This window comes from Variovorax sp. P1_H2 (genome assembly GCF_056405295.1).
Window position 1 is genome coordinate 1 of sequence record NZ_JBFUCJ010000059.1, and the last position, 26,414, is coordinate 26,414.

The window sequence follows — 26,414 nt, forward strand, 5'->3', positions numbered from 1 at the left end:
GCCGGAGCGCTCGGCGCGTGGGCATTGGGTTTGGGCTGCAGAGCGTCGTCAACAACTTCGTGTCCGGCCTGATTCTCATTGTCGAGCGGCCGGTCAGCGTCGGCGACCTGGTCGAGATCGGCCCCTTGCTGGGCGAGATCAAGCGCATCGGCATTCGATCGTCCAGCGTGCGAACCACGCATGGGGCCGAGGTCATCGTGCCCAACTCGGACCTGGCCTCGAAGGAAGTGGTCAACTGGACGCGCTCCGATCGACGGCGGCGATACGACATCGATGTCAGCGTCCCCTACGGTTCCGAGCCGGAGCAGGTGATGGGCCTGCTGGTGGAGGCGGCCAAAGAAGTGCCGGAAATACTGACCGATCCGGCGCCGCTGGCCATGTTCAAGGGCTTCAGCGACAAATCGCTCGACTTCAGGTTGCTCGCCTGGGTGGAATCCATCGACCTCGGGTTGCAGGCGCAAAACGCGCTGCGTGTGGCCGTGCTGCGCAAGCTCGACATGGCTGGCATCGTCACACCTTCCGCCGCAGCAAGAGGTTCGGCTCCGCCCGGCGAACGAAACAGCGCGCCGGGCGGGACATCGACACGGACGTGATGAAGCGCTGCATGCGTGTTGATCGCCGCAGGCTCGAGACAAAGATCTCATAGGAAGAGCCATGCGCATCGCTTTCTTGACGGCCTGCTTGATTGCAGCCGTGGCACTCGCGGGTCACGGGCGGCCTTGCGGAGGCAGCCAAACTGAGTAGCGCATGCCGTTGCGTTGGCCCTTGTCCTCGTGGCAGTTGTTGAAGATCAAGTGCGTGTTGCGCACCGCGTATGCCAGGCGCACCACCTCGACCATGATTTCCTTCAGCTCCGGATCCGGACAGTCATGGTCGAAGCGCTCGGCCGCCGACGCGGCGCCCTGGATGTAGTGGGTGTCGATGTTGCGGCCTCAGGGCGAGGGGCCCTACAGCTCGGAAAATCCCGTGTCGCCCGTGTGATCCCGGCCGCTCCAGTCCGCGATGAATGCCGTCGCTTTTTCCTCGAGCACGACGATCGCGCCCGCTTGATCATGTTGCTGGCTTGCCAACGCGATGCGGCACTTGTGTGTCTCGTCCAGGTACAGATCCGCATGGCCAGCGACGAAGCCGTTGAGGCCGATTCCCGTCAGGAGGATTCGGACGGTCCATCCCTCGTGATCGAAGCGCCTTGCCTCGAACTCATCAGAGTCCATGCCATCTCCGGATGGGTAGTGGGCGCCGCCGGCCGGCCGCGAAGACGGTCAGCTTACGCCAATTGACCGCCACGACAAGTCAACAGGGGCACCCGCGACGACCGCAGCGACCAGGACTCTCATCCGGCCTCGCGTTGCATCCCCCGCGCAACCTCGACCACCACGCCCCTGAGCGACTGCACCGTCGGATGCGCCTCCAGTTCCTTCAGCGTGAAGAAACTCACCGGTGGCAAGTTCCAGCTCAATCGATAGGGCAGCGCGCCCCAGTGTCCTGCTCGCTCCATCTCAGTCACCACGTCACGGGCCAGGATGGATATCGCGTTCGGCTCGGTCCTCAGCACCATCTCCATGCTGCGAATCGACGTCGTCTCGAGCATCGGCACCGGAGGCTGCACGCCGGCGCCGACGAAGATCGCGTTGTACGTTCTGCGCATGGGCGTATTCGGTGGCGGCAGGATCCAGTCAAGCTTGGCCAACCGTGTCCAGTCCAGGGGTCCGCGCGACAGCCGCTTGACGCTCTTCGCGGCCACCACCAGGCAGGGCTCCTGCTGGTAGATCGCCTCTTGTACCAACCCTGTGGCATCTCCGTCGTACGAGCGACCGATCGCGCAATCGAGCTCCCGTGCGACAAGACCGGCGACGAGTTCGTCCGTGGTTCCTTCGCGCGTCATCACCGCCATGCGCGGCGTGCGGTCCAGCAAGTGGGTCAGCGCCGCGGACATGAGCTGCTGCGGCACCTGCTGCGTCAGGCCCAGACGCAGGCGTCCGCTGCGGCCTGCCTCCAATGACGTGAGCACGCGCGCGGTGGACTCCAGTTCCGCGAGCCAGCGCTGTGCGTAGCGCAGCACCGCCTCGCCTGACGACGTGGGCACCAGGCCCCGGCTGGAGCGCTCGAAAAGCCGGCTGCCGAAGATGTCTTCGACTTCGCGCAATGCCTTGGTGATGGCCGGCTGGCTCAGTCGCATGTCGGCGGCCACGCGGCCGAGCGTGCGATGGCGATCGATGGCCTGCAGCAATGAAAGCTGCCGGAGCTTCAAGCGGGAGAGCAGCGCGTGCTGCAGGTCGGCGGCGGGGTCGGGAGCGGTCGGCAAGGCCATAACTCCTTGGTTATCAAGCTATCAGAATTTAGTGCATTTTGGTGAATCAGGACGTCTAGACTTTCTCCATGCCCGCAGCCGCCGCATCAACGCCCACCGCCATCCTGGCCAACCTCCTCGACGTGCTCGACGTGCTCGCCGAGGCGCGGAGCGCCGACGTCGCGTTGCGCGAAGTGGACCTCTGCCGACGCAAGATTGCCGGCGACAGCGTGTTCAGCATCCAGCAGAACGTCACGACTGCGCGCGACCCGATCGACGTTATCCGGCTGCGCCGCTTCTATTCGTCGGAAGCGGAGCGCTATCCGGTGAACGGCGCCAAGCGCAAGACGCTCACGCCATGGACCGAGTGCCTGTTCGTGCAGGGCCGCGTGTTCGTCGCCGAGGGCGAGGAGGCGCTGGCACGCCACTTCGACGATTTCGAGCAGATGCGCCCCTACGGCCTGCAGAGCGTGATCAACGTGCCGCTGCTCGAGGGCAATCTTTGCTATGCCACTTTCAACGTCTTCGGCACCCGCCCGCGGTGGCTGCCGCACGAAGTCCTGGCTATCCGCCTGCTGGCGCTGGCCGCGGCGCGCTGGGTGCCGACCGCGCCCGGCCTGGCGCACCGCTTCACGGGCGTGTCCCTTCCCCAATCCTTGGAGGCTTGACCATGCAAGGCAATGTCCCTGTCGTGATCGTTGGCGGCGGCCCGGTGGGCCTGTCGATGGCGATCCTGCTGCAGCGCTTCAACATCGAATTCGTGCTGCTCGAGCGCAACCCGACGACGACGACCCATCCCAAGGCGCGCGGCACCTACACACGCACCATGGAGATTTTTCGCCAGTGGGGCATCGATGGCCTGATGAAGCGCCACGCATTGCCGGATGGCGCCGACTTCTTCTCCTTCTGCGAGTCGATGACCGGCCACGAGTGGGGCCGCACCAATCCCGAGCCGAACGTGGGGCACTCGCCCTGCTGGAAGATCATCCAGTCGCAAGACACGGTGGAGATGGAACTGCTGGACCACGCGCGCAAGAGCGAGGTCGGCCGCTTCCTGTTCGGCCACGAGTTCCTGCACTACGACGAGGGTATCGAAGGCATCGCGGTGACCGGCCGAAACGTGGACACCGGCGAAACCACGACCTGGCGGGCCCAGTATCTTGTCGCCGCCGACGGTGCCACCAGCACGGTACGACGCCAGGCCGACATCGAGATGCGCGGTCCGGCCGCACTGGCCGTGATGGCCAACGAGTTCTGGCAGGCCGACCTCTCGCATGTGCGCGACGCGGCCACCTGCGCCGGCTGGCGCGTGTACGCGAAGGATTCGCCGTTCCCCATCACGACCGTGCTCAACACCAACGGCAAGGATCGATGGCTGAGCCTCCTGCCGGTGGGGCGCGAGGTGGACGAACGCATCGGCGAGCGCAGCGACGACGAAGTGGTGAGCCTTGCTCGCACCGTTGCGGGCGTGCCCAACCTGGATGTGAAGGTGATCAACCGTTCGGTGTGGCGCATGAGCCGCCAGGTGGCCGCGAACTTCCGCAAGGGGCGCGTGCTGCTGGTGGGCGATTCGGCGCACCGCTTCCCGCCGAACGGCGGCTACGGCATGAACTCCGGCATCCAGGACGCGCACAACCTCGCCTGGAAGCTGGCCTTCGTGATCACGGGGCGTGCCAGCGCGCGCCTGCTCGACAGCTACGAACGCGAACGGCGCCCGGTTGCCGAATCGAATGCCGACTTCAGCCTGCACAACGCGACGCGCTTCATCCAGTGCGATGAAGCGCTGCGTTCGGGCAACCCGGATCGCATCGGCTTCTGGATCCGCGACAGCGACAACCACATTCACAGCATCGGTCAGTCCTTGGGCTTTTGCTACGAAGACGGCGCTGTCATCCCCGATGGCACCGGCAAGCACGTGATGCAGGCGCGCTGGTACGAGCCCGGTGACCGGCCGGGCGTGCGCTTCCCGCACCTGTGGCTGGATCTCGCGCGGCGCCACACCACGCTCGACTGGTTCGACCAGGCGTTCGTGCTGGTGGCGGGGCCGAAGGCGGACGGGTGGATGGAGGCGGCGCGTGCCGTTTCCGGCAAGAACGGGCGTGTGGTGCAGGCCCGCCAACTGGACGACACGCACGAGAAGCACGGACTGTTGCTCGGCCTGCGCGGCGCGGTGCTCGTGCGGCCGGATGGGCATGTGGCATTCCGCATGCCGTGGATGCCGTCGGATCCGGCCGCCGAGCTCTCGGCCGTGCTCGCCAGGCTGCTGGATTGATGCCATGCCCGTCACCGCGCTTCATCACTACACGATCCGCTGCACGCCGGACGAGCTGCCGCCGCTTGTCGACTTCTACACGCGCGTGATGCGCCTGCATGCCGGGGCGCGACCGGAGATCCCTGCGCCGGGCGCGTGGCTCTATGCGGAGGGCCAGCCGATCGTGCACCTGTATGCGCATCTTGCACAGCCGGACGCCGCGATTCAGCCAGCCACCGGCCACGTCGACCACATCTCGTTCCGCTCGCGCGGGCTGAAGGAAATGCGGGCGCACCTCGGTGCCTTGGGCGTGCCCTTCGCCGAGGCGCCGATCCCGGGCCGGGATATCCACCAGCTGTTTCTCCACGATCCGCGCGGGCTGAAGATCGAGATGACCTTCTGGATGAATCAGGAAGAGGGTGTGCCATGACCGACTTCGTGCAGGCGGGCGAGGTGAGCATCGCATTCGAACGCGAGGGCCAAGGCCCGGCGCTGGTGCTGATGCACGGCGCGGAGGCCTCGCGAAACATGTTCGCCGCATTGGTGCCGCACCTGTCGAAGCACTTCACCGTGATCTCATACGACCAGCGCGACTGCGGCGACACGGCAGCGCCCGAGTGCGCTGCCACGCTGGCGGAGCTCGCGAACGACGCGCAGCAGTTCATCAAGGCGCTGGGGTTCAAGCGGGCGCACGTGTTCGGCTCTTCGTTCGGCGGACGGGTGGCGCAGGCGCTGGCGCTGCTGCATCCGCGGTCTGTCGATCGACTGGTGCTGGCCAGCACCTGGCCGCTGCCGCGGCCCTACGAGGAGCTGTGCCCCGGCGCGCGCCGCCTGGCCGAGTTGCGCAATGGCTTGCCCGGCACGGCAGCGGAGCTCGCAACGTGGTTCTTCCCTGAAGCCTTTCTCGCGCGGCGGCCGGAACTGCGGCGCGTGTTCGCGAATGCCCGGCCGGCATCGGCGCGCTCCGCACGTCGGGCCGCGACCGTGGCGACCACGCTGAAAGACGGCGTGGCGGACATCGTCGCGCCAACCCTGGTGCTGGCCGGCGAGCTCGATCGCGTGGTGCCGCCAACGGTGACGCTGGCGATGGCGGGACGCATCCGCGGCGCCGACGCCGTGTTGCTGCCGGCCATCGGGCATGTGGCTGCGATACAGGCGCCGGAAGTTCTCGCCCACCACATGGTTCGCTTCTTGACGCCCGAAGGAGTCAACGCATGACCACGACCCTTATGCAGCCCGCACGCGCAAGAAGTGCGGGACGACGGCCCGACTACATCCGTATCGAGGGCCTGTCCAAGACCTTTGGTGGCGGCAAAGAGGGTGTGCTCGCGCTCCAGCAGATCGATTGCACCATCGAGCAAGGCAGCTTCGTCACCATCGTCGGCCCCAGCGGGTGCGGCAAGAGCACGCTGCTGCGCATCCTGGCCGGGCTGCTCGACTACCAGGTCGGGCGCGTGGTGCTCGACGGCCAGCCGATCCACGGCACGCGGCGCGATGTGGGCGTCGTGTTCCAGAGCGCCATCCTGCTGCCTTGGCGCACCATTCTCGACAACGTGATGCTGCCGGCCGAGGTGCTCGGGATCGACAAGAAGCAGGCGCGCGAACGCGCCATGCAGTTGCTGCACATGGTCCGGCTCGACGGCTTCGAGCACAAGCTGCCGCGCCAGTTGAGCGGTGGCATGCAGCAGCGCGCCTCGATTGCCCGGGCGCTGCTGCACGACCCGAAGATCCTCCTGATGGACGAGCCCTTCGGCGCGCTGGACGCGATGACGCGCGAACGCATGAACCTCGAGCTGCAGCGCATCTGGATGGAAAGCGGCAAGACCGTGGTGCTGATCACGCATTCGATCCCCGAGGCCGTGTTCCTCGGCGACAGGGTGTTCGTGATGTCACCTCGCCCGGGCACGCTGGAGCGTGTGTTGCCCATCGACCTGCCGCGGCCGCGGACGATGGAAGCGATGTCGCATCCGTCGTTCGCATCCGCGTCTGCTGCGATTCGCGAGCGCTTCTCGCATGCCGCTTCGTTCGACTGAGCAAAAGGTGCTGCCATGACGACTGCCATGATGACCTCCGATTCCGCCCCGCAGCCCGACGTGACCGCCGGCAGGCCCACGAAGGCGCAGCGCCCGCGCCGCGCCGGCCTGCTCGCGTCCACGCGCGTGCAATCCATCCTGTTGCTCGTCACGCTGCTCGGCGCGTGGGAAGCGGCCGTGCGGCTGTTCAAGGTGCCCCCGCACCTGGTCCCGCCGGTCAGCGACATGGCGGTCGCACTCTGGCGCGGCCTGGCCACCGGGCCGATGGCGAAGGACGGCTTCTGGTATCACGGTGGCGTCACCGTTGCCGAGATCCTGTTGGGCTTCCTGATCGGCAGCGGCGTCGGCCTGGCGATCGGCATCGTGGTCTCGCAGATGCCGAAGCTGGAGGCGTTGCTGGAACCCTACGTCGCCGCGCTGCAGAGCGTGCCCAAGGTGGCAGTGGCCCCGATCATCGTGGTCTGGCTCGGGTTCGGCATCAGCTCCAAGGTGATGATCATTTGCCTGCTCACCTTCTTCCCGGTGCTGGTGACCAGCATCGCGGGCTTCAAGGCGGTGGATCCGGACCGCATCGACCTGCTGCGCTCCTTGTCCGCCACGCGCTGGCAGATCTTCCGCAAGGCCAAGTTCCCCAGCGCGCTGCCCTACGTCTTCGCCGGCCTGAACATGGCCGCCGCCTTCAGCGTGGTGGGCGCCGTGGTGGGGGAATTCGTCGGCGCGCAGGCAGGCCTGGGCGTGCTGATCCTGCAGATGGAGGCGCAAGCCGACACCGGCGGCAGCTTCGCGGTGTGCGTGGTGCTCTCGGTGATCGGCATTCTGATGACCGGCGCGCTGCGCCGCGTGCAGCGGCGAGTGCTGCACTGGATGCCCGCGGACACCTCGCAGCGCACGGTGAACGTCTAGGGCCTGTTTTCTTCAACGCGGCCGGCGCAGCGCCGGCAAGGAGTGGACCATGTTGACACGACGCGAATTCGGCCTTGGCATGGGCGGCCTGGGACTCACGGGAGGCCTGCCGGCCCTGGCGCAGAACCTGCGACTCATGAAGGTGGCGAACACCGCGGCGGTCAATGACCCGCAGCAGTGCTTCGTGACCGCCGGACAGTCCCCGAAGCTGAACTTCTACAAGCCCGGCGGCGTGGACGTGGAGTACGTCAACATGTCGAGCATGACGCAGGCGCTGCAAAGCCTGCGCGCCGGTCACGTGGACTTCGGGCCGGCAGTGCCCGGCATCCTGCTGCCGACGATGGCCAAGGACCCGACGCTGGACCTGGTGAGCGTCTACAAGTGGCTGCCGCGCAATGCCAATGTGATCGTGGTGAGGCCGGGCAGCCCGATCAAGACGGCGGCGGACCTGGCGGGCAAGCGCATCGGCGTGCGCAGCCAGGGCGACAGCGGGATCGTGATCACCAGGACGATGCTCGCCGAACTGGGGCTGAGCGACGACAAGTGCGAGTACATCGCCATCGGCGACGGCGCACCGGCCGGTGCGGCGATCGACAACGACCGGGTCGATGCGATGGTGGCCTTCGACACCGCCGCAGCGCGCATCGAACTGGTGGGCACCAAGCTGCGCTATGTGCCGCTCACGCCCAAGTTCGATCAGGTCGGTTCGGGCTGGATCTGCGTGCCGCGCAAGCTGCTGAAAGACGAGCGAAAGAGCCTGGTGGCCCTGTTTCGCGGCATCGCCAAGTCGACGATCTTTTCGCACCACAACATTGACGCCGGCATCGACCTGCACTGGGCCGTGTATCCCGAGAGTCGTCCCAAGGGCCGCAGCGAGGAAGATGCGCGGAAGGAACTGGCGTTCATCATGAAGGACCGCAAGAACAGCTGGATGCGCCGCTCCGACGACCCGGACCAGCGCATGGGCGCGTCCTCGCTGGCCGAGTGGCAGGCCAACATCGAGATGGCCGCCGAGAGCAGCAAGAACCGCAAGCTCGCCGAAGAGCTTGGCGATCCGAACCGCCTGTTCACCAACGAGCTGATCGACGAGATCAATGCGTTCGACAAGCAGGCGGTGGTGGAGATGGCGAAGTCGTTCAAGTTGTAGAGCGACACGCCGTCGCTGCCTCAGGGCCGAGAGGGGGTCGCGCCCAGCTCAAAGTTGAATCCGATCGATCTTCGCCCCCTGTAGCGACACGCCGGCCTCCAGCCCCACGTTGGTGAGCACGAAGCTGACCACCGGCTGCTGCATCGTGTTGGTGTCGATGCTGCCGTTGGCGCCGATGGTCGCGAGTGCGACCGTGGCGTCCGCGCCGACGGTCCAGCCATTGCTGCTGCGGAACTTGTCCAGCGCTTGCTGCGTGGTGAACAGGTAGATGACCGCCTTCGACTGCGCGCCCGCCTGGAAGCCGAGCGACCCCGCGGTGGTGCTGTAATAAGCCTCGGTGCGCCCGTTCACGCGGAGAGCGCCGCGACCGTATTGACCGCCGACGACGAAGCTCGCGCCGACTACCGCCGGGAACACCAGCACGCCCCTGGATTTGGCGACCAACTCGCGCGAGCCCGGCGCATTCGTGTAGAGCTTCGCGAGCGAGGCATCGACCTGAGCATCGATGGAAGCACGCGACGATGGTATGCCGCTCGCGCTGTCGCCCTTCATGGTCGTCGTGCAACCAACGAAAGCGAGGCCTGCCATCGCAACGGCTGCGGCACTCATGGCTGTTCTGAAGTGGGGGTACATGGTGGCTCCTTCGAAGGTATGTTTCCAGCGCTCGGCTTGACGATGCGAGCCATGTCGGGCTTCACCATGATAGGCCGGCCAAATAGGCCGGCCAAAGTGCATGCAAGCCCCGTTCTGGAGCGGCATTGGCCGCATCGCGACGTAGGTCTCCTCCTACATCGCAGTGTCGAGAATGAGCGCAGAGCCGGGAAAGACGCGCAGGACCGCAGCGACCTCGATCTGTCCGCCGAATGGCGGGTGGCGCTCATTTGTCAGCTGGTCCTCCATCGGCGCAGGGCCAAGCCCCGGCGGCAGCAACACACGGGTGTCGCCCCAGGCCGCGGGTCCCAGCGCAAGCCGTTGCCCGTGCCCTGCGCGGTCGAGCAGCGCGAACAGCCGCACCACGATCACGACCAGCACCCGGCCTTCGTGGCGGCGCATGAAGGCGATGACGTGCTGCGCGCGCTCGCCTTGCACCTCGAGCGGCTCGTAGCTGCCATCCCGGAACAGCGCGGGCCAGCGCTTGCGCAGCGCGAGCAGACGCCAGATCAGCCACAGCTTGGCGCGGCCGTCGGCAGGCGCGGCTGCCAGCGCCTGCAACGCGGCTTCGCGTTGCGGGCCCGATCCGAGCGCCTGCAGCGCCTCCAGCGCCTCCAGCATGCGCGCGCGCTCGTCGTAGTCCACCGGCCGCCGGTTGTCCGGATCGACGAGGCTGAGGTCGATCAGCTCGCAGCCCTGGTACAGATCCGGCACGCCGGGCGAGCTGTACTTGAGGAGGGTGAGGCTGATGCCGTTGAGCGCGCCATAGCGGTCCAGCGCGCCCACCACGATGCGCAGTTCAGCCAGGAAGTCGTTGCCCTGGCATCGCCTCAGCACGCCGCGCACGAAGCCCTCCAGCGCCGCTTCGTAGCCGGCGTCGGGGCGGGTCCAGCTGGTGCCGGTCTTGCCCTCCCGGGCAGCCTTGCGCATGTAGCGCACGATGCGCTCCGCGTACGCTTCCTGCTCGGCCGCATCGAGCGCCGGCACCGGCATCGTGCCGAGCAGCGTCTGGTAGAGCAGGTACTCGTGCATGGCCGACACCGGCCCGCGCAGCGGCGCGTTGAAGCGCGCCCAGCGCCGCAGCGCGAGGCGCCACAGGCCCGGCAGTTCGGACAGCACGTCGATGCGCAGCCGCACGTCTTCGGCGCGCTTGTTGTCGTGGGTCGAGGTGGCCAGCATGGTCTGCGGCCAGCGCCGCTGGCGGTCGCTGCTGGCCGCGTGGAATTCCGCCACCGAGATGCCGGGCCGGTCCGGCTCGCCGCCCACCTCGTTGGCCGAACTGAGCGGAAAGTAGCGATAGAAGGCCGTGTCCTCGACGCCCTTTGCGGCCACCGGCGCGCTGAACTGCTGGAAGCGGCGGGCCAGGCGAAGCGCCTGGCGCCGGGCCGCGCGGCCTTGGCCAGGCGCCCGGCCCAGCAGGGCTTCGCGCACGAAGTCGAACACCGAGGGGTCGGGCAGCGCGAGGCGCTTTCGCGCCGCGGCGATCGCCTGGTCGACAAAGCGCAGGTCCTGATCGGCAACGTCCTCGGCGTTGTAGGTGCGGTAGACCGTCAGGCTGGCCGCCACGGTCGCCAGCACCTCGCGCAGCGTGTTGAGCGAGTGGTCGCGGGTGCTGCGGTGCGCCTTGCCGATCGCCAGCAGCGCGATCGCGAGCGCTTCGAGGTCGGAGGCCAGCGTGGCGCTCGCCACCTCGCGCTTCGACGCGTAGACGATCTCCGCGAAGGGCCTGGCGACTCCGGTGAAACCGCGCCAGATCCGCAGCAGGCGCCCGGCGGCGCGTTCGTCCACCAGCACCGCGTTGGCCAGGTTGGCGAATCGGTAGCCCGTGGTGCCGTGCACCGCCCACGAGACCGGCACGTCCTCGTTCGGCGCCGCGATCTTCTCCGCGACGACGTACAGCGGGCGTTCGGGGCGGCCATCGGGATCGGTGCCGCGCGGCGGCAGACCGGCGCGCGCCACGAAACCGTCCTGGAGCCGCTCGAAATAGTGCGCCGGGTCCTGCAATCCGTCGGGATGGTCGATGCGCAGGCCGTCGACCCAGCCGCGCGCGGCCAGGTCGAGCGCCATCGCATGCGTGGCCTCGAACACCGAGCGGCGCTCGGTGCGCAGCGCCGCCAGTTCGTTGACGTCGAAGAAGCGGCGGTAGTTGATCTCGTCCGCCGCCGCCCGCCAATGGGCGAGGCGGTAGGCCTGCAGCTCCAGCAGCCGGTGCAGGGCGTCGCGCTGGCCGCTGCCGTTGAGCGCGTCGACCGCCGCGGCGATCTCCTGCGCCACCGCAGGGCGGGCAGCGGCGAGCAGCGCGAGCCGGGCCTTGAGAAGCTCCTTGTCGCGGGCTCGTTCGGCGATCGCCTTCGAGCTGGCGCGGTGCATGGCGGGCAAATGGCGCAGCGCGGTGGCGATGCCGGCGAGCGGAGCGCTCGCGTCACCGGAGCCCAGGCGGGCGCATGCACGGTCGAGAATGACGGCCACGCTCTCCGGCGCCAGCGGGAAGCGGTGCTCGAAATAGACCAGGTGAAATTCGCCGCCTTCGGCATTCCACTGCAGCTGCAGCTCGCCGCGCTCCAGCACCCGACCGTAGTGATCTCCGAGCACCGGCAGCAGCACCTTGCCCGCCAGGCGCGGCGTCAGCGGCGTCCAGTCGATGTCGAAATGCCGGGCGTAGCGCGAGGCCATGCCGTTCTCGAGGACGTCCGACCACCATGGGTTGTCGTCGCCGAGCACACCCATGTGATTCGGCACCAAGTCGATCAGCTGGCCCATGCGGTGCGCCTTGAGCGTCGTCGTCAAGCGCTCGAACGCGGCCAGGCCGCCGAGCTCGGGGTTGATCTCGTCGTGGGCGACGACGTCGTAGCCATGCATGCTGCCGGGCCGGGCCCGATGGATCGGTGAGCAGTAGACGTGGCTGATGCCCAGCCGATCGAGGTAGGGCACGATGCGCGCGGCATCGTCGAAGGTGAAGCCGGCGTGCAGTTGCAAGCGGTAGGTGGCGCGGGGAACGCGTGTTCGGAACGGCTGGCTCGCGGCGTCGCCTGGACGCTCGCGCGGCCGGGTGCGCGCCATCGCTGCGCACAGCCGCTGCATCTGTGGGCGGCCCCAGATCTCATGCAGTCCGGCGCCGTACTTGCGTTGCCAGTTGGGATGCTGGAAGGTGGTGCCGGGGAGGTTGGGCTGCTCCATCTCGCCGAGCGCATCTTCGAGCTGGACCATCATCACGCTCGAAGGTGCGCTTGCCAGGAAGGCGTGCAAGGCCGCCACGGCGTCGGCGTCCAAGCTGCCGGCCTCGGCCGCCGCCACGCTCTCCGGCGGCAGGGCCTGCTGCTGCCGCACCGCCTCGAGCAGCCGCGTACGGTCCTGCTTGCGCTCCTGCACCAACTGCTCGTACGCGGCGGCGTCGGGAACAAGGCCGAGCTCGAAACGTACGCGCAGGTCATGGGCCGACCACCAGCCCGCGAGCGTCGGCAGGTCGTGGGTGCTGACCGCCACCACCGCCTCGCGCGGATAGGCCGCCGGCGCGCGGAAGGCACCATCGGGCTCGCGCTCGAAGTACAGCAGCCGGTACGACGGCACGCCGTACCTGCGCATCGCGTCGCGCATCGCATCGGGCACTGTGCCGAGGTCCTCGCCGATCACCAGGCAGCGGTGGCGCTGGCTCTCCAGCGCCAGGATCGCGAACAGCTCGTCGACCGGATAGCCGACATAGCTGCCGTCGCGCGGCGTGCCGCCGGCCGGAATCCAGAACAGGCGCAGCAGCATCATCACGTGGTCGATGCGGATCGCACCCGCGCCGCGCATGTTGGCGCGCAAAGCTTCGATGAAGGCCGCGTACCGGCCTTCGCGCAGGCGGTCCGGGCGCGGCGGTGGAAGGCCCCAGTCCTGGCCCTGGGTGTTGAAGATGTCGGGGGGCGCGCCGATGCGCACGTCGAGCGCGAAGCTCTCGCGATGGCGCCAGGCGTCGGAGCCGCCGCGGTCGACCGAGACCGCAAGGTCCAGGTAGAGCCCGATCGCCATGCCGAGTTCGGCGCAGCGCGCGCCTGCGGATTCGAGCTGCCGCTCGGCCTGCCATTGCAGGTACTCGTGGTAGCCGATGCGCTCGCCGTGCGCGGCCGCGAAGGCTGCAACCGCCGCGCCACCCGGATCGCGAAAGGCCTCGGGCCAGGCCGGCCAGCCCCAGACCGACGGGTCCGCCGCATGCAGGTGCGCTTGCAGCGCCTCGAACAGCGAATGCTGACGCAAGGCCTCGCCGCCGCGCTCTCGAAAGCGGCTCAGAGCCTCGACCTCTGCATCGCCCGGTGCACGCTCGAGAAAGCGTTGGTAGAGCAGTTCGAGCAGCTCGTGCTTGGCCGCGCAGACGCCGGCATGGTCGATCAACGGCGCGGCGCGAAGTCCGGCCAGCCGCGACTGGAACGCCGGCGAACGAACCCGGCCCTGTGCCGCGGCCGAGGCCTGGAAATCCGGCACCGCCTCGACATCGACGTAGAGCACGTTGAGCTGGGCCCGCGACGAGGGGCTGTAGGGGCTCTGGTGCCCCGGGTTGTTCGGGAACAGCGCATGGAGCGGATTCAGCCCGACCAGGTCCGCGCCTTCGCRGGCGGCCCGGACCACGAAGTTCGCGAGATCGCTGAAATCGCCGAAGCCCCAGTTGCGTTCCGAGCGCAGCGAATGCAACTGCAGCGTGAAGCCCCAGATCCGCCCGCCGCGCTGCAGCAGCGCCGGCTGGTGGCAGCACGAGGGCGCGCAGACCAGCAGGGTCTCGCCCGGCAGCCCGACGATACCCAGGCGGTGGTAGCCCATCGGCAATGCCAGCACGATCGGCAGGTGGAAGCGTCGATGCGTCACGCCATCGATCTCGCCCTGTACCTCGGCCTGCAAGGTGTCGCTGTCGACCACGCCCTCATGGACGTCGCCGGTCTCRTCGACCAGCCGCCACTTGAATCGAGTGGTCGAGACCGGCAGCTGCAACAGCACTGTGAAGTGCGTGCTGCCAGCGGCGACCACCTGCACCGGAGGCAGGGTCTGCTGCCAGTTCGCGCGTTCCGCGGCCGTCTCGGCGGCCGACGGATCGCCGGCCGGCAGGTAGCCGGCATCGCGCAGCAGCGCGGCGAGCGCCTCGGGCGCTACCGCCTGCCAGCGACCGAAGCCGTCGCGGTAGCCGGTCGCGACGCCATGACGCTCGCAGAGACGGCGCAGCGCCTCGGCCTCATTCATCTTTGCGTTCCTCGAGCGTGGCGCAGACGCCGCCCGGCGCCAGCCGCAGCGCGGCGCCGGGCGGATGCGCCTCGCCGACGCGCAGCAGGTGGATCGCGCGCCCGGGCGGCCAGGCCACCTCGGCCTCTGCCGCGCCGAAATTGGCGACCAGGTGCAGCAGGGGCGGTGCGGCGGCGTCTTTCGCGTCACCGGCGTCGAGCTGCCACACCACCCGGAGCGCATCGCCCTCGCAAGACCAATGGTGGTTGCGGCAACCGGCGCCGAAGCGCGGCGCCAGCTCGGTGCGCCGCACCCTCAGCACTTCGCGCGTCTGCGCGAGCGCCTCGGCGTGTGCGGCTTGCGCGCGCTCGCGTGCATCGAGCCGCGACGACCGGAAGGTGGCCTCGTCGTTCGGATCGGGAATGCGCGAACGCGCGGTCTCGTCGGCAAAGGCGGCGAAGCGTCGGAACTCGGCGCGCCGGCCGGCGGTGACTGCCGCGGCCAGTTCGGCGCCGAAGTCGCAGAAGTACTGGAAGGGCGTCGAGGCCCCGTATTCCTCGCCCATGAACAGCATCGGGGTGTGCGGCGACAGGAGCACGCAGGTGCGCGCGGCCATCAACAGCACCGGGTCGGCCAGCGCGTCGATGCGCTCGCCCATGGCGCGGTTGCCGATCTGGTCATGGGTCTGGAGGAAGGAGACGAAGGCCCCCAGTGGCAGGTGCGCGCAAGGCTCGCCGCGCGGCTCGCCGCCGCGGAAGGCCGAGGGCTGGCCGCTGTAGACGAAGCCCTGCGCCAGGGCGAGCCCGAACTGCTCGAGCGGGCGCTGCGCATAGTCGGCGTAGTAGCCGTCGGCCTCCCCCGTGAGCAACACGTGCGCCGCATGGTGCAGGTCGTCGTTCCATTGGGCGGTGGCGACCCGCGGCAGGCCGTCGGCATCGCGTTCGAGCCGGTGCGCCTGGTTCAGGTCGTTCTCGAGCACCACGTGCAGATGCCGGTGGCGGCCCGSCCCCTGCTGCAGCGCGGTGCAGATCTCCTCGACGATGGGCGGCATCGAGTCGTCGCTGATCGCATGCACCGCGTCCATTCGAAGGCCGTCGAAACCGTATTCCTCGATCCAGTAGAGCGCGTTGTGGACGAAGAAGTCGCGCACGGTGCGGGCCTGATCGCCGTCGAAGTTGATGGCGGCCCCCCAGGGTGTAGTGAGCGCAGCGTTGAAGAACTCCGGGCAATAGGCAGGCAGGTAGTTGCCTTCGGGTCCGAAGTGGTTGTAGACGACGTCGAGCAGCACCATCAGGCCGAGGTCGTGCGCGGTCTCGACGAAGCGCTTGAGCTCGGTCGGCGTGCCGTAGCTGCCGTCCGGCGCGAAGGGCAGCACGCCGTCGTAGCCCCAGTTGCGCTGTCCGGGAAAGTCGGCGATCGGCATCAGCTCGACCGCGGTGATGCCGATCTCGGCCAGCTCGGCGAGTCGGGCCCGGGCGGCGGCCAGGCTGCCCTCGGGCGTGAAGGTGCCGAGGTGAAGCTCGTAGAGCACCGCTTCGTTCCAGGGGCGACCGGTCCAGGTTTCGTCGCGCCATGCATGGGCCAGCGGGTCGACCACCTCGCTCGGGCCGTGCACATCCTCCGGGTTGCGGCGCGAAGCCGGGTCGGGCACCCGCAGGCCGCCGGGCATGCGGTAACGGTAGCGGTCGCCCGCGCGTGCATCGGGCAGCGTCGCCTCGTGCCAGCCGTCGGCGCTGCGCTGCATCGCGTGGTCCCGCCAGCCGTCGCCGTGTGCGCACTCGAGCACCACGTTGTCGATCGACGGCGCCCAGAGCCTGAAGCGCACGCCGCCGCGGTCCAGTACCGCGGCGCCGAAGGGCATCGCGTGCGTGCGCTTCATGATGCGGCCAGGCTGCGGCGCAGCAGCGCCAGCGATCGGCCCTGCAGCGGGTAGCTTGTCTCGGCCAGCAGCAGGGAGAGGGCGCTCTCGCGCGCAGTGTCGATCACGCGGGTCCAGCGGTCGCCGGGGCGGGTCGGCATCGTGAATGGCAGGGGCTCGTGATAGGCGTTGAGCAGCAGCAGGAAGTCGTCGTCGTGCTGCTGCTCGCCGCGCGGCCCGACATCGGTGATGCCGGTGCCCGAGAACAGCATGCCGAGGCAGCGCACGTGCTCGCCCCCCCAGTCGGGTGGCGTCATCTCCTGGCCGTCGGGCCGCAGCCACACCACGTCCTTGGGCTCGCCGTCGCCGGCCGGTTGGCCGCGGAAGAAGCTGCGCCGACGCAACGATGGATGCAGCCGCCGCACCCGGATCAGCTGGGCCACGAAGTCGCGCAGCGACTCGGCCTCGGGTCGCGGCGTCCAGTCGAGCCAGCTGAGCTCGTTGTCCTGGCAGTAGACGTTGTTGTTGCCATTCTGCGTATGGCCTTGCTCGTCGCCCGCCAGCAGCATCGGCACGCCCTGCGAGAGCAGCAGGGTGGCCAGGAAGTTGCGCTTCTGGCGCTCGCGCAGGTCGTGGATCTCGGGGTCGTCGGCCGGACCCTCGGCGCCGCAGTTCCACGACAGGTTGTTGCTGCTGCCGTCGCGGTTCTCCTCGCCGTTGGCCTCGTTGTGCTTGTCGTTGTAGGAGACCAGGTCGTGCAGCGTGAAGCCATCGTGGGCGGTGATGAAATTGATGCTCGCGTGCGGCCCCTTGCCGGACCAGCCGTACAGATCCTGCGAGCCCGCCAGCCGGTGGGCGACATCGCCGACCACGCCGGCATCGCCTTTCCACCAGCCGCGAATGCCGTCGCGGTAGCGGTCGTTCCACTCGGCCCAGCCGGGCGGGAAGTTGCCGACCTGGTAGCCGCCGTGGCCCAGGTCCCAGGGCTCGGCGATCAGCTTGACCTGGTTGAGCGTCGGGTCCTGGCGGATGGCGTCGAAGAAGCCGCCCAGGTTCTCGACCTTGCCGGCTTCGCGCGCCAGCGCCGAGGCGAGATCGAAGCGGAAGCCATCGACATGCATCTCCTCGGCCCAGTAGCGCAGCGAGTCCATCACCAGCTGCAGCGCGCGTGGGTGTTCGAGGTTGACCGTGTTGCCGCAGCCCGTGAAGTCGTCGTAGTAGCGCGGCCGCTCGGCGTTGGCAATGTAGTAGGAGGCGTTGTCGACTCCCCGCATCGACAGCGTCGGGCCGAGGTGATTGCCCTCGCAGGTGTGGTTGTAGACCACGTCGAGGATCACCTCGATGCCGGCGGAATGCAGGGTCTTGACCATGGTCTTGAACTCCTTCACCTTGCCCGAGGCGCTGTAGCGCACCTCGGGGGCGAAGTAGCCCAGCGTGTTGTAGCCCCAGTAGTTCTGCAGGCCTTGCTCGGCAAGGTGGCGGTCGTTCAGGAAGGCGTGCACCGGCAGCAGCTCGATGGTGGTCACGCCCAGGCGTTGCAGGTAGTCGATCACCGGCGAGCAGCCGAGCGCGGCGTAGGTGCCGCGCAGGTTCTCGGGGACGCGCGGGTGCTGCATCGTGAAGCCGCGCACGTGCAGCTCGTAGATCACCATGTCCTGCCAGGGCACCTCCGGCCGGCGGTCCTCGCCCCAGGTGAAGGCGGTCTCGAGCACCCGGCCCTTGGGCATGAAAGCGGCGCTGTCGCGGCGGTCGAAGGAGAGATCCTGGCGTTTGCTGCCGACCGAGTAGCCGTACAACGCGTCGCTCCAGCGCAGCTCGCCCACCAGGTCCTTCGCATAGGGGTCGAGCAGCAGCTTGTTCGGGTTGAAGCGGTGGCCTTCCTCGGGCTTGTAGCGGCCGTGGATGCGCAAGCCATAGGCCAAGCCGGGCCGCGCCTCCGGCAGGTAGCAGTGCCAGACATCGTTGGTACGCTCGCGCAGCAGAATGCGCTGCCGCTCGTGGCGGCCCTTGTCGTCGAAGATGCAGAGCTCGGCGCGCTCGGCGTGCTTCGAGAAGATCGCGAAGTTCACGCCCTGGCCATCCCAGGTGGCGCCGAGCGGGTAGGGCTTTCCGGGCCAGACGGCGGACAGCGGCGTGTGGAGGCGCTTCGTCATGGGTGCGGTCGATCGTCCTGGTGGGAACGCGAAGGCTATACGGTAGCAGGCGGGCTGGCGTTTCGCACGCTGTTGCGCGGTCGTTGATCATGCCCCGTTGGCCGCGCCGGCGACGCCGCGCTGCCGGATTGATCGCAGCTTTCGTTTCGGCATCGAGGCCCCTTGCCGCGGCTGCAATMGGCGACTGCATCGGATTGCCGCCACATTTGTTACTCCCGGCCTTCGATTTCCGGTGCCAAACTATCTCACGGCCAACAACGGGCGATGGGAAGCGAATGGAATCACGCTTCAGGCCCGAGGCCGGGAATTTGCCCTGTCAGGAGATTTCAGCCATGACTACGTCAACCGAGAACGGACGGCAAGGCGGACCGCTTGCCATGCACAAACCGGCGGTCGTGTCGCCGCAGGCGTGGGAGGCGGCCCGCGAGCAGCTGCTCGTGAAGGAAAAGGCCCAGACCCGCGCCCGCGACGCCCTGGCCGCCGAGCGCCGGCGAATGCCGTGGATGGCCGTGGAGACGGCGTATGCATTCGAGGGGCCTGCGGGCAAGGCCAGCCTGCTCGACCTGTTCGACGGTCGGCATCAGTTGATCGTCTACCGCGCCTTCTTCGAGCCGGGCGTGTTCGGCTGGCCCGACCACGCCTGCCGGGGCTGCTCCATGGTGGCCGACCAGGTCGCCCACGTCGCCCACCTGAACGCCCGTGACACCACCCTTGTCTTTGTCTCGCGTGCATCTCAGCCGGACATCGCGCGGCTGAAGGCGCGGATGGGCTGGGAGATTCCGTGGTTTACCCTCACCGACAGCTTCGACGCCGACTTCGGCGTGGACGAGTGGCATGGCACGAACGTGTTCTACCGCGACGGCGACCGCGTGTTCCGCACCTACTTCGTCAACAACCGCGGCGACGAGCAGATGGGGAACACCTGGAACTACCTCGACATCACGCCGCTGGGCCGGCAGGAGGTCTGGGAAGACTCGCCCGAGGGCTATCCTCAGACTCCGACCTACAAGTGGTGGAACTGGCACGACAACTACCTCGCGGACGCCGCGCCCGACAAGAAGTGGGTCGAGGTGTCGGACGCCGGAGAAGCGGCGTTCCGGAACGAACACCCGAACACAAAGCCGTGAGCCCGTCCAGAAGCGAAACCCTTCGGGACGCTACGCCGCCTGCCGCCGAAGCGCATTCTTCCTGCGCACTTGGAAAAAGAACGCCATCAACTGCCAAGCCACGAAGAAGCCGACCAGGGCCATCAGGGTGCCGCTGATGGGCCGCGTGAAGAAGGTACCGAAGCTTCCGCGGCTCAGGAGCAGCGCACGGCGGAAATTCTCTTCCAGCATGGGGCCGAGGATGAAGCCCAGCATGAGCGGGGCGGCGTCCAGCTCGAGTCGCATGAACATGTAGCCCATCAGGCCGAAGGCCGCCGTGATGTAGAGGTCCTCCAGGTTGTTGTTCACGCTGTAGGTCCCGATGCAGCAGAAGAACAGGATCGACGGGAACAGCACGCTGTAGGGGATCTTGAACACCGACAGCCAGTAGCGCACCAGCGGCACGTTGAGCACCAGCAGGAAGACGTTGCCCACCCACATGCTGGCCACCAGGCCCCAGAAGAGCTCGGGGTGGCTGGCGATCATGTTCGGCCCCGGCTGGATGCCCTTGATGATGAAGGCGGCCAGCATCAGCGCCATCACCGCGTTCTCGGGGATGCCGATGCTCATCAGCGGGATGAAGCTGGTGCGGGCGGCCGCTTCGTCGGCCGCGGCCTGACCGGCCACGCCCTCGATGCAGCCGCTGCCGATCTCGTGCTTGTACTTGCTGACCTTCTTGTCGAGGGCATAGGCGGCGAACTGGGCAATGGTGGGCCCGCCGCCGGGCAGGATGCCCAGGAAGGAGCCGATCACGCTGCCGCGCAGGGCACTGGGAATGATCCGCTTGAACTCCGCCCAGGTCGGGATCAGGTTGATCCTGCCGTTGAAGGGCGAGCGCTCCTCTTTGGAGTCGAGGTTCTTCGTGATCTCGGCGATACCGAAGCAGCCCAGTGCAATGCTCACGATGCCGATGCCGTCGACCAGGAAGGGCAGGTCCATGGTGAAGCGCGCCGTGCCGCTGTTCACGTCGGTGCCGATGGTGCCCAGCAGCACCCCGATCATGCACATGGCCAGCCCGTTGAGCAGGCTGCCGGTGGTGACGAAGCTCACGCACACGAAGCCGACCATCATCATGGCGCAGTAGTCTGCCGGACCGAACAGGAAGGCCACTTCGCCCAGCGTCGGCGCCAGGAACGCCAGCACCAGGATGGCGACGGTGCCGCCGATGAAGCTGGAGACGCCCGCGGTGAACAGCGCCAGCCCGGTCTTGCCCTTGAGCGTCATCTGGTAGCCGTCGATGCAGGCCACGATGCTGCTGGCGTGCGGGATCTTCATCGTGATGGCGCTCACGCTGTCCCCGTATTGGGCGCCGTAGTAGATGCCGGCCAGCATGATCAGCGCGCCGGTCGTGGGAATGGAATAGGTCAGCGGCAGCAGCAGGCTGATGGTGGCCAGGGGGCCCAGGCCGGGCAGCAGGCCGACCAGCGTGCCCACCGTGCAGCCGATGGCGCAGTACATCAGGTTCTGGAGGGTCAGGGCGTGTGAGAAGCCAAACGCCAAGTTGTTCAGGACGTCCATCAGTAGAGGGGCAGGTTCAAGCCGAGGAGTTTTTGGAGGACCAGGGCCATTGCGACCAGGCCGGCGGAAATCTTGACGTTGCGCACCCACGAATAGGAGCTTCCGGCCAAGGTCGAGCAGAACACCATGAAGACGATGCCCGCGATCATGTTCACGTAGGTGGAGATCAGCGCCAGCCCGCAGAGGCTCGTCATGATGATGGCGATGTTCCTGAAGTTCAGGTTCAGGTGCACGCGCTCGACGAAGAACGATCGGACCACGGTGATCCCGCCGATCAGGAACAGCATCGCGCTCACCACGGCCGGAAACAATCCGGGCCCCGCGCGGCTGAAGTCGCCGATCGGGTAACGCAGCGACTGCAGGCCGAAGGCGAGCGCGATCGCGATGAGGAATACACCTCTGACAAGATTTCTATTCATAGGCTGAAGACGAGGTTGTGACCAGGCACCCGGAGTTCCGTTTGTCCATGCCGGAACTGCGGGGACGCCATGTTCTGTCTCCGTCGCTGAGCGGAATCTGACGCGCCCGTGAGGGAAATTACGTAGCAGGGTGGACGGCGGTGCCGCCAGTGCGGGCGCTAGAGCAGCGAGATTTCCTGCGCCCGCGCCAGTGCGCTGGTGCGGTTCTTCACGCCCAGCTTGGCGAAGATGTTGTGCAGGTGCCATTTCACCGTCGCCTCCGACAGGAACAGGCTCTGGGCCAGCTCGCGGTTGCCGAGGCCGGCCTTCAGCAAGCGAAGGATCTTCAGTTCGCGCTCGGTCAGTTCTTCGGTGTCGCCGCGTTCGGTGGCCGCGCGCGGTGCTGCCGGCGTGCTGCGGCCGGCCGCCTGCAGCAGCCGTTGCAGGTAGCCGGTCGGCTGCAGCTCGCCGCGGCCCGCACGGATCGCCTCCGCCATGTCGAGCAGCAATGCGTCGCCGTCGAGCAGGCTGCGCAGCAGGCCGCAGCGATCGGCCAGCGCCAGGGCTTCGTCGAGGGTGCGCAAGGCCTGGGCGCGGTCGAGCGCGCGGTGCTGGTGCAGCGCCTTGAGCGCCAGCAGCCGCGCCAGCTGCGCCTGGTGGCCGTCGCGCTGGGCGCGGCGCAGCGCATCGTTGAGGGCACCGAGCACGGCGCTGCCGGCGTTGTGCGCCGACAGCCGCAGCCGCAGGCTCAGCAGGCACACGCTGTCTTCCTCGATCAGTTCGGCGGCCGCCGGGCTGCCGCCGCCGTGGCCCACGAAGCCATAGGCCTGCGCGAGCTTCAGCGCATCGTCCGGCGCCCCGGTCTGCAGCCGCAGCGTGCAGCGCTCGGCCGCGAGGATCCGCACCAGGCGCGGAAGCTGGAGCCGATGGCCCAGCGATTCGCCTTCCAGCAGGCAGGCGTCGGCCGCCGCAGCATCGCCGCGCAGGCGCAGCAGGCGCGCCCGCGTGAGGTAGCCGGCCGTGGTCATCTCGACCAGGCCGTGTTCGTCGATGAAGGGCAGGCCCTGGTCGACGAAGCGCTGCGCCTGCGGCAGGTCGTTCTGCTCGTAGCAGACCTCGGCGGCCAGCAGCGTGAGCATCGAGCCGGCGTACGACGCCACGCCGAGGCTGCGCTCGACGGTCGCGATGCCGGCCTTGGCCTGGGCCATCGCCTCGTGCTGGTCGCCGCGCCGCATCGCGATCATCATCGCCAGCGCGCAGGCCCAGGCCAGCCCGTAGTCGGCCCGGCTTTCCTCGAGCGCGCGCCGCGCGATGGCCAATGCGCGCAGGCCCTGCTCGAACGCTTCGGTGGCGCAGCACCCGCTGGCCAGGACGTTGGCCACCACACCGGTCAGGAAGGCATCCGCCTGCGGCCAGGTCTGGAGCCAGGCCTCGCTGCGTGTCTTGGCCAGCAGCAGCTCGCCGGTGTGGGCCCAGTAGACGCAGCGGATCATCTCGACGATGCGGCGCAGCGCATCGTCGCCGCTTTCGGCGCAGGCGGCTTCGAGGGCGCGCAGCTCCTGGTCGGCCTCCGGATAGCGGCGCGTGAGCACCAGCGACCAGGCGTGGCCGGTTCGGATCTTCGGCCGCGCATGCACCAGCGCCTGCGGCAGCCGCGTGAGCCAGCCCAGGAGAGTCGCATGTTCGCCGCGGTGCTGCACCAGCTCGGCCGAGAACGAGGCGACGAGATCGGCCGCGCGCTCCAGGTCGTTGGCTTCGAACGCGTGGCGCACGGCCTCGTGCGGCAGCCGGTGCCGGTGGAACCAGTCGCTGGCGCGCAAGTGGATCGCCCGCACCGTGTCGCCCGGCAGTTCCCGCGCCCGGCCGCGCAAGTAGTCGGCGAACAGGTGGTGGTAGCGGAACCAGGTGCGCGAGCGGTCCAGGCCCGAGAGGAACAGGTTGCGGCTCTGCACTTCCGCCAGCATCGCGCGGCTGTCGTCCCGTTCCAGCACCTCGTCGCAGAGCTCGGCGCAAAAGCGCTCGAGTCCGGCCGTGCCGAGAAGGAACGTGCGAAGCTCGGGCCGCAGGCTGTCGAGTACCTGCTCGCCCAGGTAGTCGGTGATGTCGCGGTCGGTGCCGGAGAAGGCGGCGAGGAAGGCGCTGCGGTCGCCGCTCTCGCGCAGTGCGAGGGACGCGAGCTGGAGGCCGGCGATCCAGCCTTCGGTCAGGTCGTGCAGGGTTTCGACCTGGGCGCGATCGAGCGGTGCACCGCTCACGCGGCCGACGAAATCGGCCACCTCGTCGAGGCCCAGCCCGAAGTGCGCAGCCTCGAGCTCGAGCAGCTCGCCGCGCAGCCGCACCTGGCTCACCGACAGTGGCAGCCGCGTACGGCTGGCGATCACGAGGCCGATGGTCGGCGGCAGGTGCGCGACCAGCCATTCGAGCTTGCGGTGCACGCCTTCGTGCTGCACGAGATGGAAGTCGTCCAGCACCAGCAGCAGCCGCCGGTCGTGTCCGAGCAGGTCGTGCAGCAGCGAGGCGACCAGCGCATCGATCGAGGCCACGTTGCCGCCGTCGGCCTGGGCCAGCGCGTTGCGGCCGAGCCGGGCGTCGGCGTGGTGCAGCGCCGCGGCGAGGTAGCGCATGAAGCGAAGCGGGTCGTTGTCCTCGGCGTCGAGGCTGAGCCAGGCGGTGGTGATGCCCTGCGGCTCCACCTGGGAGACAAACTGCGCCAGCGCGGTGGTCTTGCCGTAGCCGGCCGGCGCCATCACGCTGATCAGGCGCCGGGTCAGGCCCGCGTGCAGCAGCGCCGACAGCTGCGAGCGCGCCAGCAGGCTCAGGGACAGCTGCGGCGGCGCGAGCTTGGCCTCGACCAGCACCGCGGCCGATGCCTCGGCCAAGCCGGTTCCGCGAGCCTGCTGCCTGTGCTGCTGCGCCATGCCTGGATGTCTCCGCTCGTCGTTTGTGCGCCTCAGTGTGCCTCAGAGAGGGGCGCTGCGCAGCCGTCAGGCGGCAGGTCGCCAGTCGATGGTCCAGTGCACGGGCAGTCGGCCGAGTTCGGCTTCCGCCTGCTTCATCAGCGCCTCGCCTTGCGGTCCGGCCGGTGCGGCCGCCACGATGTGCGCCTCGAGCCCGTGCCGGGCGTGGGGCAGCACGTCGACCGCCAGGCCGGATGGCCCGCAGATCTTCTCCAGCGTCTCGGTCAATGCCCTGGCGATCGCCAGCTCGCGCAGCTTCGGCTTGTAGATCTTGTTGACCGCCGTGAGCGGCATCGTGTCGACCACCACCACATCGACCGGCACGGCCGCGCGTTCGGTGATAGTGGCGCGCGCATGGGCCAGCAGCTCGGCGGCGCTGCACACCGCGTCCTTGCGCAAGGTGACGTAGGCCATCGGCAGTTCCCCCGCGTGGCCGTCGGGCTTGCCGACCGCGGCCGCCAGTTCCACCGCCGGGTGCCGCATCAGGCCCTCCTCGATCATTGCCGGGTCGATGTTGTGGCCGCCGCGGATGATCAGGTCCTTGGCGCGACCCGTGAGCCAGAAGTAGCCCTGCGCGTCCTGCCGGCCGAGGTCGCCGGTGTTGAGCCAGCCGTCGGCCAGGCAGACGCCGCGGTTGTCGCTGTCCTTCACGTAGCCCGAGAAGACGTAGGGCCCGCGCAGGAGGAGGGTGCCGATCTCGTCGACGGCGGCGTCGCGTTGCGGCGTGCCGTCCGCGGCGAGCTGTGCCACCTTCATCTCCTGGTAGGGCAGGCGCAGGCCGATCGAGCCGATCGCGCGCCGGCCGTCGCGCGGATTGATCGCGCTGACGCAGGTGGCCTCGGTCATGCCGTAGCCTTCGAGCAGCTTGAGTCCGGTGGCGGCCTCGAAGCGCTGGAACAGCTCAGGCGAGAGCGGTGCCGCGCCGCAGATCGCGAAGCGCAGCGAGCGCAGGTCGGCGCCCTCGCGCGGCACATTGAGCAGTGCCGAGAGCACCGTCGGCACCGCGCTGAACAGGGTCGCGCGGTAGCGCTGCACCGAGCGCCAGAAGGCGGCCAGCGTGCGCGGATCGCGATAGCCGGCGGTCGACAGCATCACCACGTGCGCGCCCGCGCTGAAGGGTGCGAGGCCGGTGACCATCATCGCGTTCGAGTGGAACAGCGGCAGGCCGCACAGCAGCGTGTCCTGCGGGCCCATGGCGACCACCTCGGCCACGCCCCAGGCATTGGCGGCTTCGTTGAAGTGCGTGCGCCGCGCCAGTTTGGGTGTGCCCGTGGTGCCGCCGGTATGGAAGTACGAGGCCACGTCGTCGGCTTGCGGCGGCGCGGCGCCGTGCAGCGCATCGCCGGGCTGGCCCGCGAGCAGGGCCTCGAAGTCGAGCGCCCAGGGCGGGCAGAGGCCGCTGCCGCCGACGCGCACCACGGCGCGGAGGCTGGGCACGCGGTCGCGCAGCGTCTCCACCTTTTCCCAGATGCCGGGCTGATCCTGCCGGCCCTGCGCGACCAGCACCACGGTGCCGGCGGCGTTCAGGATGCCGACCATGTGGTCGACCTCGAGAAAGGGGTTGACCGGATTCACGATGCCCGCGGCCTCGGCACCCCAGAGGGTGAAGTGGGTTTCGGCCAGGTTCGGCAGCAGGTAGGAGACGACGTCGCGCCGACCCACGCCCAGGCCGACGAAGGCGTTGGCCGCCTGCGTGACCCGGGCCGCGAGCGCCGCATAGTCGAAGCGCGTTTCACCGTCGGCCGGGTCGCCCGTGGGCACGAAAGTGAGGGCCGGCGCGTGCGGCGTGGCCGCGGCCTGCCGGCGCAGTGCGGCATGGCTCGACACCGGCTGCGCCAGCCGGGCGGCGATCGGCAGCGCCTCGATCGCCTCGATGTCGGCCAGGTCCCGCAGCGGCGGATGAGCCGGAGTCATGCGTGCCGGCCG

The 26,414-nt window shown here is 68.5% G+C and carries 20 protein-coding genes; 9 read left to right on the forward strand and 11 right to left on the reverse strand.

All coding sequences use genetic code 11. From position 1 onward, the window contains the following. On the forward strand, positions 1-593 hold a 593-nt coding region (locus AC1D2E_RS19835; protein ID WP_478198982.1), incomplete at its 5' end, for a mechanosensitive ion channel family protein. A gap of 114 nt (positions 594-707) precedes the next feature. Here AC1D2E_RS19835 and AC1D2E_RS19840 read toward each other — a convergent pair. From AC1D2E_RS19840 to AC1D2E_RS19850, 3 genes are all read right to left on the reverse strand, one after another. Then, entirely contained in the window at positions 708-839 is a 132-nt protein-coding gene (locus AC1D2E_RS19840; protein WP_478198983.1) for a hypothetical protein, read from the reverse strand. Between the two features lie 108 nt (positions 840-947). Next, positions 948-1,214: a hypothetical protein gene (locus AC1D2E_RS19845; protein ID WP_478198984.1), complete on the reverse strand. Its 267-nt coding sequence runs from the start codon at positions 1,212-1,214 to the stop codon at positions 948-950. 119 nt (positions 1,215-1,333) lie between these two features. Then, positions 1,334-2,305: a LysR family transcriptional regulator gene (locus AC1D2E_RS19850; protein ID WP_478198985.1), complete on the reverse strand. Its 972-nt coding sequence runs from the start codon at positions 2,303-2,305 to the stop codon at positions 1,334-1,336. A gap of 74 nt (positions 2,306-2,379) precedes the next feature. Here AC1D2E_RS19850 and AC1D2E_RS19855 point away from each other — a divergent pair, with 74 nt between their 5' ends. From AC1D2E_RS19855 to AC1D2E_RS19885, 7 genes are read left to right on the forward strand one after another with little or no spacing between them, the layout of a single operon-like run. After that, complete coding sequence (locus tag AC1D2E_RS19855) at positions 2,380-2,958, forward strand: GAF domain-containing protein (RefSeq protein WP_478198986.1); 579 nt, start codon at positions 2,380-2,382, stop codon at positions 2,956-2,958. A 2-nt stretch (positions 2,959-2,960) separates the two neighbouring features. Further along, complete coding sequence (locus tag AC1D2E_RS19860) at positions 2,961-4,562, forward strand: FAD-dependent monooxygenase (RefSeq protein WP_478198987.1); 1,602 nt, start codon at positions 2,961-2,963, stop codon at positions 4,560-4,562. Positions 4,563-4,566: 4 nt separating this feature from the next. Further along, positions 4,567-4,971: a VOC family protein gene (locus tag AC1D2E_RS19865; protein WP_478198988.1), complete on the forward strand. Its 405-nt coding sequence runs from the start codon at positions 4,567-4,569 to the stop codon at positions 4,969-4,971. Then, on the forward strand, positions 4,968-5,759 hold the full coding sequence (locus AC1D2E_RS19870; protein ID WP_478198989.1) for an alpha/beta fold hydrolase: 792 nt from the start codon (positions 4,968-4,970) through the stop codon (positions 5,757-5,759). The genes AC1D2E_RS19865 and AC1D2E_RS19870 overlap by 4 nt, the downstream gene beginning before the upstream one ends. Then, on the forward strand, positions 5,756-6,574 hold the full coding sequence (locus AC1D2E_RS19875; protein ID WP_478198990.1) for an ABC transporter ATP-binding protein: 819 nt from the start codon (positions 5,756-5,758) through the stop codon (positions 6,572-6,574). Before AC1D2E_RS19870 ends, AC1D2E_RS19875 begins: the two co-directional genes overlap by 4 nt. Before the next feature lie 15 nt (positions 6,575-6,589). Beyond that, a complete protein-coding gene (locus AC1D2E_RS19880; RefSeq protein WP_478198991.1) occupies positions 6,590-7,477 on the forward strand; it encodes an ABC transporter permease in 888 nt (295 codons plus the stop codon). 49 nt (positions 7,478-7,526) lie between these two features. Then, positions 7,527-8,624 (forward strand): ABC transporter substrate-binding protein, encoded by a 1,098-nt coding sequence (locus AC1D2E_RS19885; protein WP_478198992.1) that lies wholly within the window; start codon positions 7,527-7,529, stop codon positions 8,622-8,624. 48 nt (positions 8,625-8,672) lie between these two features. On the opposite strand, the gene AC1D2E_RS19890 is transcribed toward AC1D2E_RS19885, so the two are convergent. The 4 genes from AC1D2E_RS19890 to glgX all read right to left on the reverse strand — a co-directional run bounded on the left by AC1D2E_RS19890 (position 8,673) and on the right by glgX (position 18,470). Continuing rightward, positions 8,673-9,257 carry a BPSL1445 family SYLF domain-containing lipoprotein gene (locus AC1D2E_RS19890; RefSeq protein ID WP_478199013.1) on the reverse strand — a complete coding sequence of 195 codons (585 nt, stop codon included), beginning with the start codon at positions 9,255-9,257 and terminating at the stop codon, positions 8,673-8,675. A 153-nt stretch (positions 9,258-9,410) separates the two neighbouring features. After that, the gene (locus tag AC1D2E_RS19895) at positions 9,411-14,480 is read right to left on the reverse strand and encodes a malto-oligosyltrehalose synthase (protein ID WP_478198993.1); all 5,070 of its coding nucleotides are present in this window, start codon (positions 14,478-14,480) and stop codon (positions 9,411-9,413) included. Next, positions 14,473-16,338 carry a malto-oligosyltrehalose trehalohydrolase gene (treZ, locus tag AC1D2E_RS19900; RefSeq protein ID WP_478198994.1) on the reverse strand — a complete coding sequence of 622 codons (1,866 nt, stop codon included), beginning with the start codon at positions 16,336-16,338 and terminating at the stop codon, positions 14,473-14,475. Before treZ ends, AC1D2E_RS19895 begins: the two co-directional genes overlap by 8 nt. Further along, positions 16,335-18,470 (reverse strand): glycogen debranching protein GlgX, encoded by a 2,136-nt coding sequence (gene glgX / locus AC1D2E_RS19905; RefSeq protein ID WP_478198995.1) that lies wholly within the window; start codon positions 18,468-18,470, stop codon positions 16,335-16,337. The genes treZ and glgX overlap by 4 nt, the downstream gene beginning before the upstream one ends. A 332-nt stretch (positions 18,471-18,802) precedes the next feature. Between glgX and AC1D2E_RS19910 the strand changes: the two genes are divergently transcribed. Beyond that, positions 18,803-19,597, forward strand: a complete 795-nt coding sequence (locus AC1D2E_RS19910) for a DUF899 domain-containing protein (protein WP_478199014.1) — start codon at positions 18,803-18,805, stop codon at positions 19,595-19,597. 30 nt (positions 19,598-19,627) lie between these two features. Here AC1D2E_RS19910 and AC1D2E_RS19915 read toward each other — a convergent pair whose 3' ends face one another. From AC1D2E_RS19915 to AC1D2E_RS19930, 4 genes are all read right to left on the reverse strand, one after another. After that, a complete protein-coding gene (locus AC1D2E_RS19915; protein WP_478198996.1) occupies positions 19,628-21,133 on the reverse strand; it encodes a tripartite tricarboxylate transporter permease in 1,506 nt (501 codons plus the stop codon). After that, on the reverse strand, positions 21,133-21,552 hold the full coding sequence (locus tag AC1D2E_RS19920) for a tripartite tricarboxylate transporter TctB family protein (RefSeq protein WP_478198997.1): 420 nt from the start codon (positions 21,550-21,552) through the stop codon (positions 21,133-21,135). Before AC1D2E_RS19920 ends, AC1D2E_RS19915 begins: the two co-directional genes overlap by 1 nt. Before the next feature lie 158 nt (positions 21,553-21,710). Further along, positions 21,711-24,449, reverse strand: coding sequence for a winged helix-turn-helix domain-containing protein (locus AC1D2E_RS19925; protein ID WP_478198998.1), 2,739 nt, complete (start codon positions 24,447-24,449; stop codon positions 21,711-21,713). Positions 24,450-24,515: 66 nt separating this feature from the next. Further along, positions 24,516-26,402: an acyl-CoA synthetase gene (locus AC1D2E_RS19930; protein ID WP_478198999.1), complete on the reverse strand. Its 1,887-nt coding sequence runs from the start codon at positions 26,400-26,402 to the stop codon at positions 24,516-24,518. Between the last annotated feature and the right edge of the window lie 12 nt (positions 26,403-26,414).

Bases quoted from the DNA above. Each gene is read 5' to 3' on its own strand.
- AC1D2E_RS19840 (WP_478198983.1), bottom strand. From the start codon at position 839: ATGGTCGAGGTGGTGCGCCTGGCATACGCGGTGCGCAACACGCACTTG.
- AC1D2E_RS19845 (WP_478198984.1), bottom strand. From the start codon at position 1,214: ATGGACTCTGATGAGTTCGAGGCAAGGCGCTTCGATCACGAGGGATGG.
- AC1D2E_RS19855 (WP_478198986.1), top strand. From the start codon at position 2,380: ATGCCCGCAGCCGCCGCATCAACGCCCACCGCCATCCTGGCCAACCTC.
- AC1D2E_RS19860 (WP_478198987.1), top strand. From the start codon at position 2,961: ATGCAAGGCAATGTCCCTGTCGTGATCGTTGGCGGCGGCCCGGTGGGC.
- AC1D2E_RS19865 (WP_478198988.1), top strand. From the start codon at position 4,567: ATGCCCGTCACCGCGCTTCATCACTACACGATCCGCTGCACGCCGGAC.
- AC1D2E_RS19870 (WP_478198989.1), top strand. From the start codon at position 4,968: ATGACCGACTTCGTGCAGGCGGGCGAGGTGAGCATCGCATTCGAACGC.
- AC1D2E_RS19875 (WP_478198990.1), top strand. From the start codon at position 5,756: ATGACCACGACCCTTATGCAGCCCGCACGCGCAAGAAGTGCGGGACGA.
- AC1D2E_RS19880 (WP_478198991.1), top strand. From the start codon at position 6,590: ATGACGACTGCCATGATGACCTCCGATTCCGCCCCGCAGCCCGACGTG.
- AC1D2E_RS19885 (WP_478198992.1), top strand. From the start codon at position 7,527: ATGTTGACACGACGCGAATTCGGCCTTGGCATGGGCGGCCTGGGACTC.
- AC1D2E_RS19890 (WP_478199013.1), bottom strand. From the start codon at position 9,257: ATGTACCCCCACTTCAGAACAGCCATGAGTGCCGCAGCCGTTGCGATG.
- glgX (WP_478198995.1), bottom strand. From the start codon at position 18,470: ATGACGAAGCGCCTCCACACGCCGCTGTCCGCCGTCTGGCCCGGAAAG.
- AC1D2E_RS19910 (WP_478199014.1), top strand. From the start codon at position 18,803: ATGACTACGTCAACCGAGAACGGACGGCAAGGCGGACCGCTTGCCATG.
- AC1D2E_RS19915 (WP_478198996.1), bottom strand. From the start codon at position 21,133: ATGGACGTCCTGAACAACTTGGCGTTTGGCTTCTCACACGCCCTGACC.
- AC1D2E_RS19920 (WP_478198997.1), bottom strand. From the start codon at position 21,552: ATGAATAGAAATCTTGTCAGAGGTGTATTCCTCATCGCGATCGCGCTC.
- AC1D2E_RS19925 (WP_478198998.1), bottom strand. From the start codon at position 24,449: ATGGCGCAGCAGCACAGGCAGCAGGCTCGCGGAACCGGCTTGGCCGAG.
- AC1D2E_RS19930 (WP_478198999.1), bottom strand. From the start codon at position 26,402: ATGACTCCGGCTCATCCGCCGCTGCGGGACCTGGCCGACATCGAGGCG.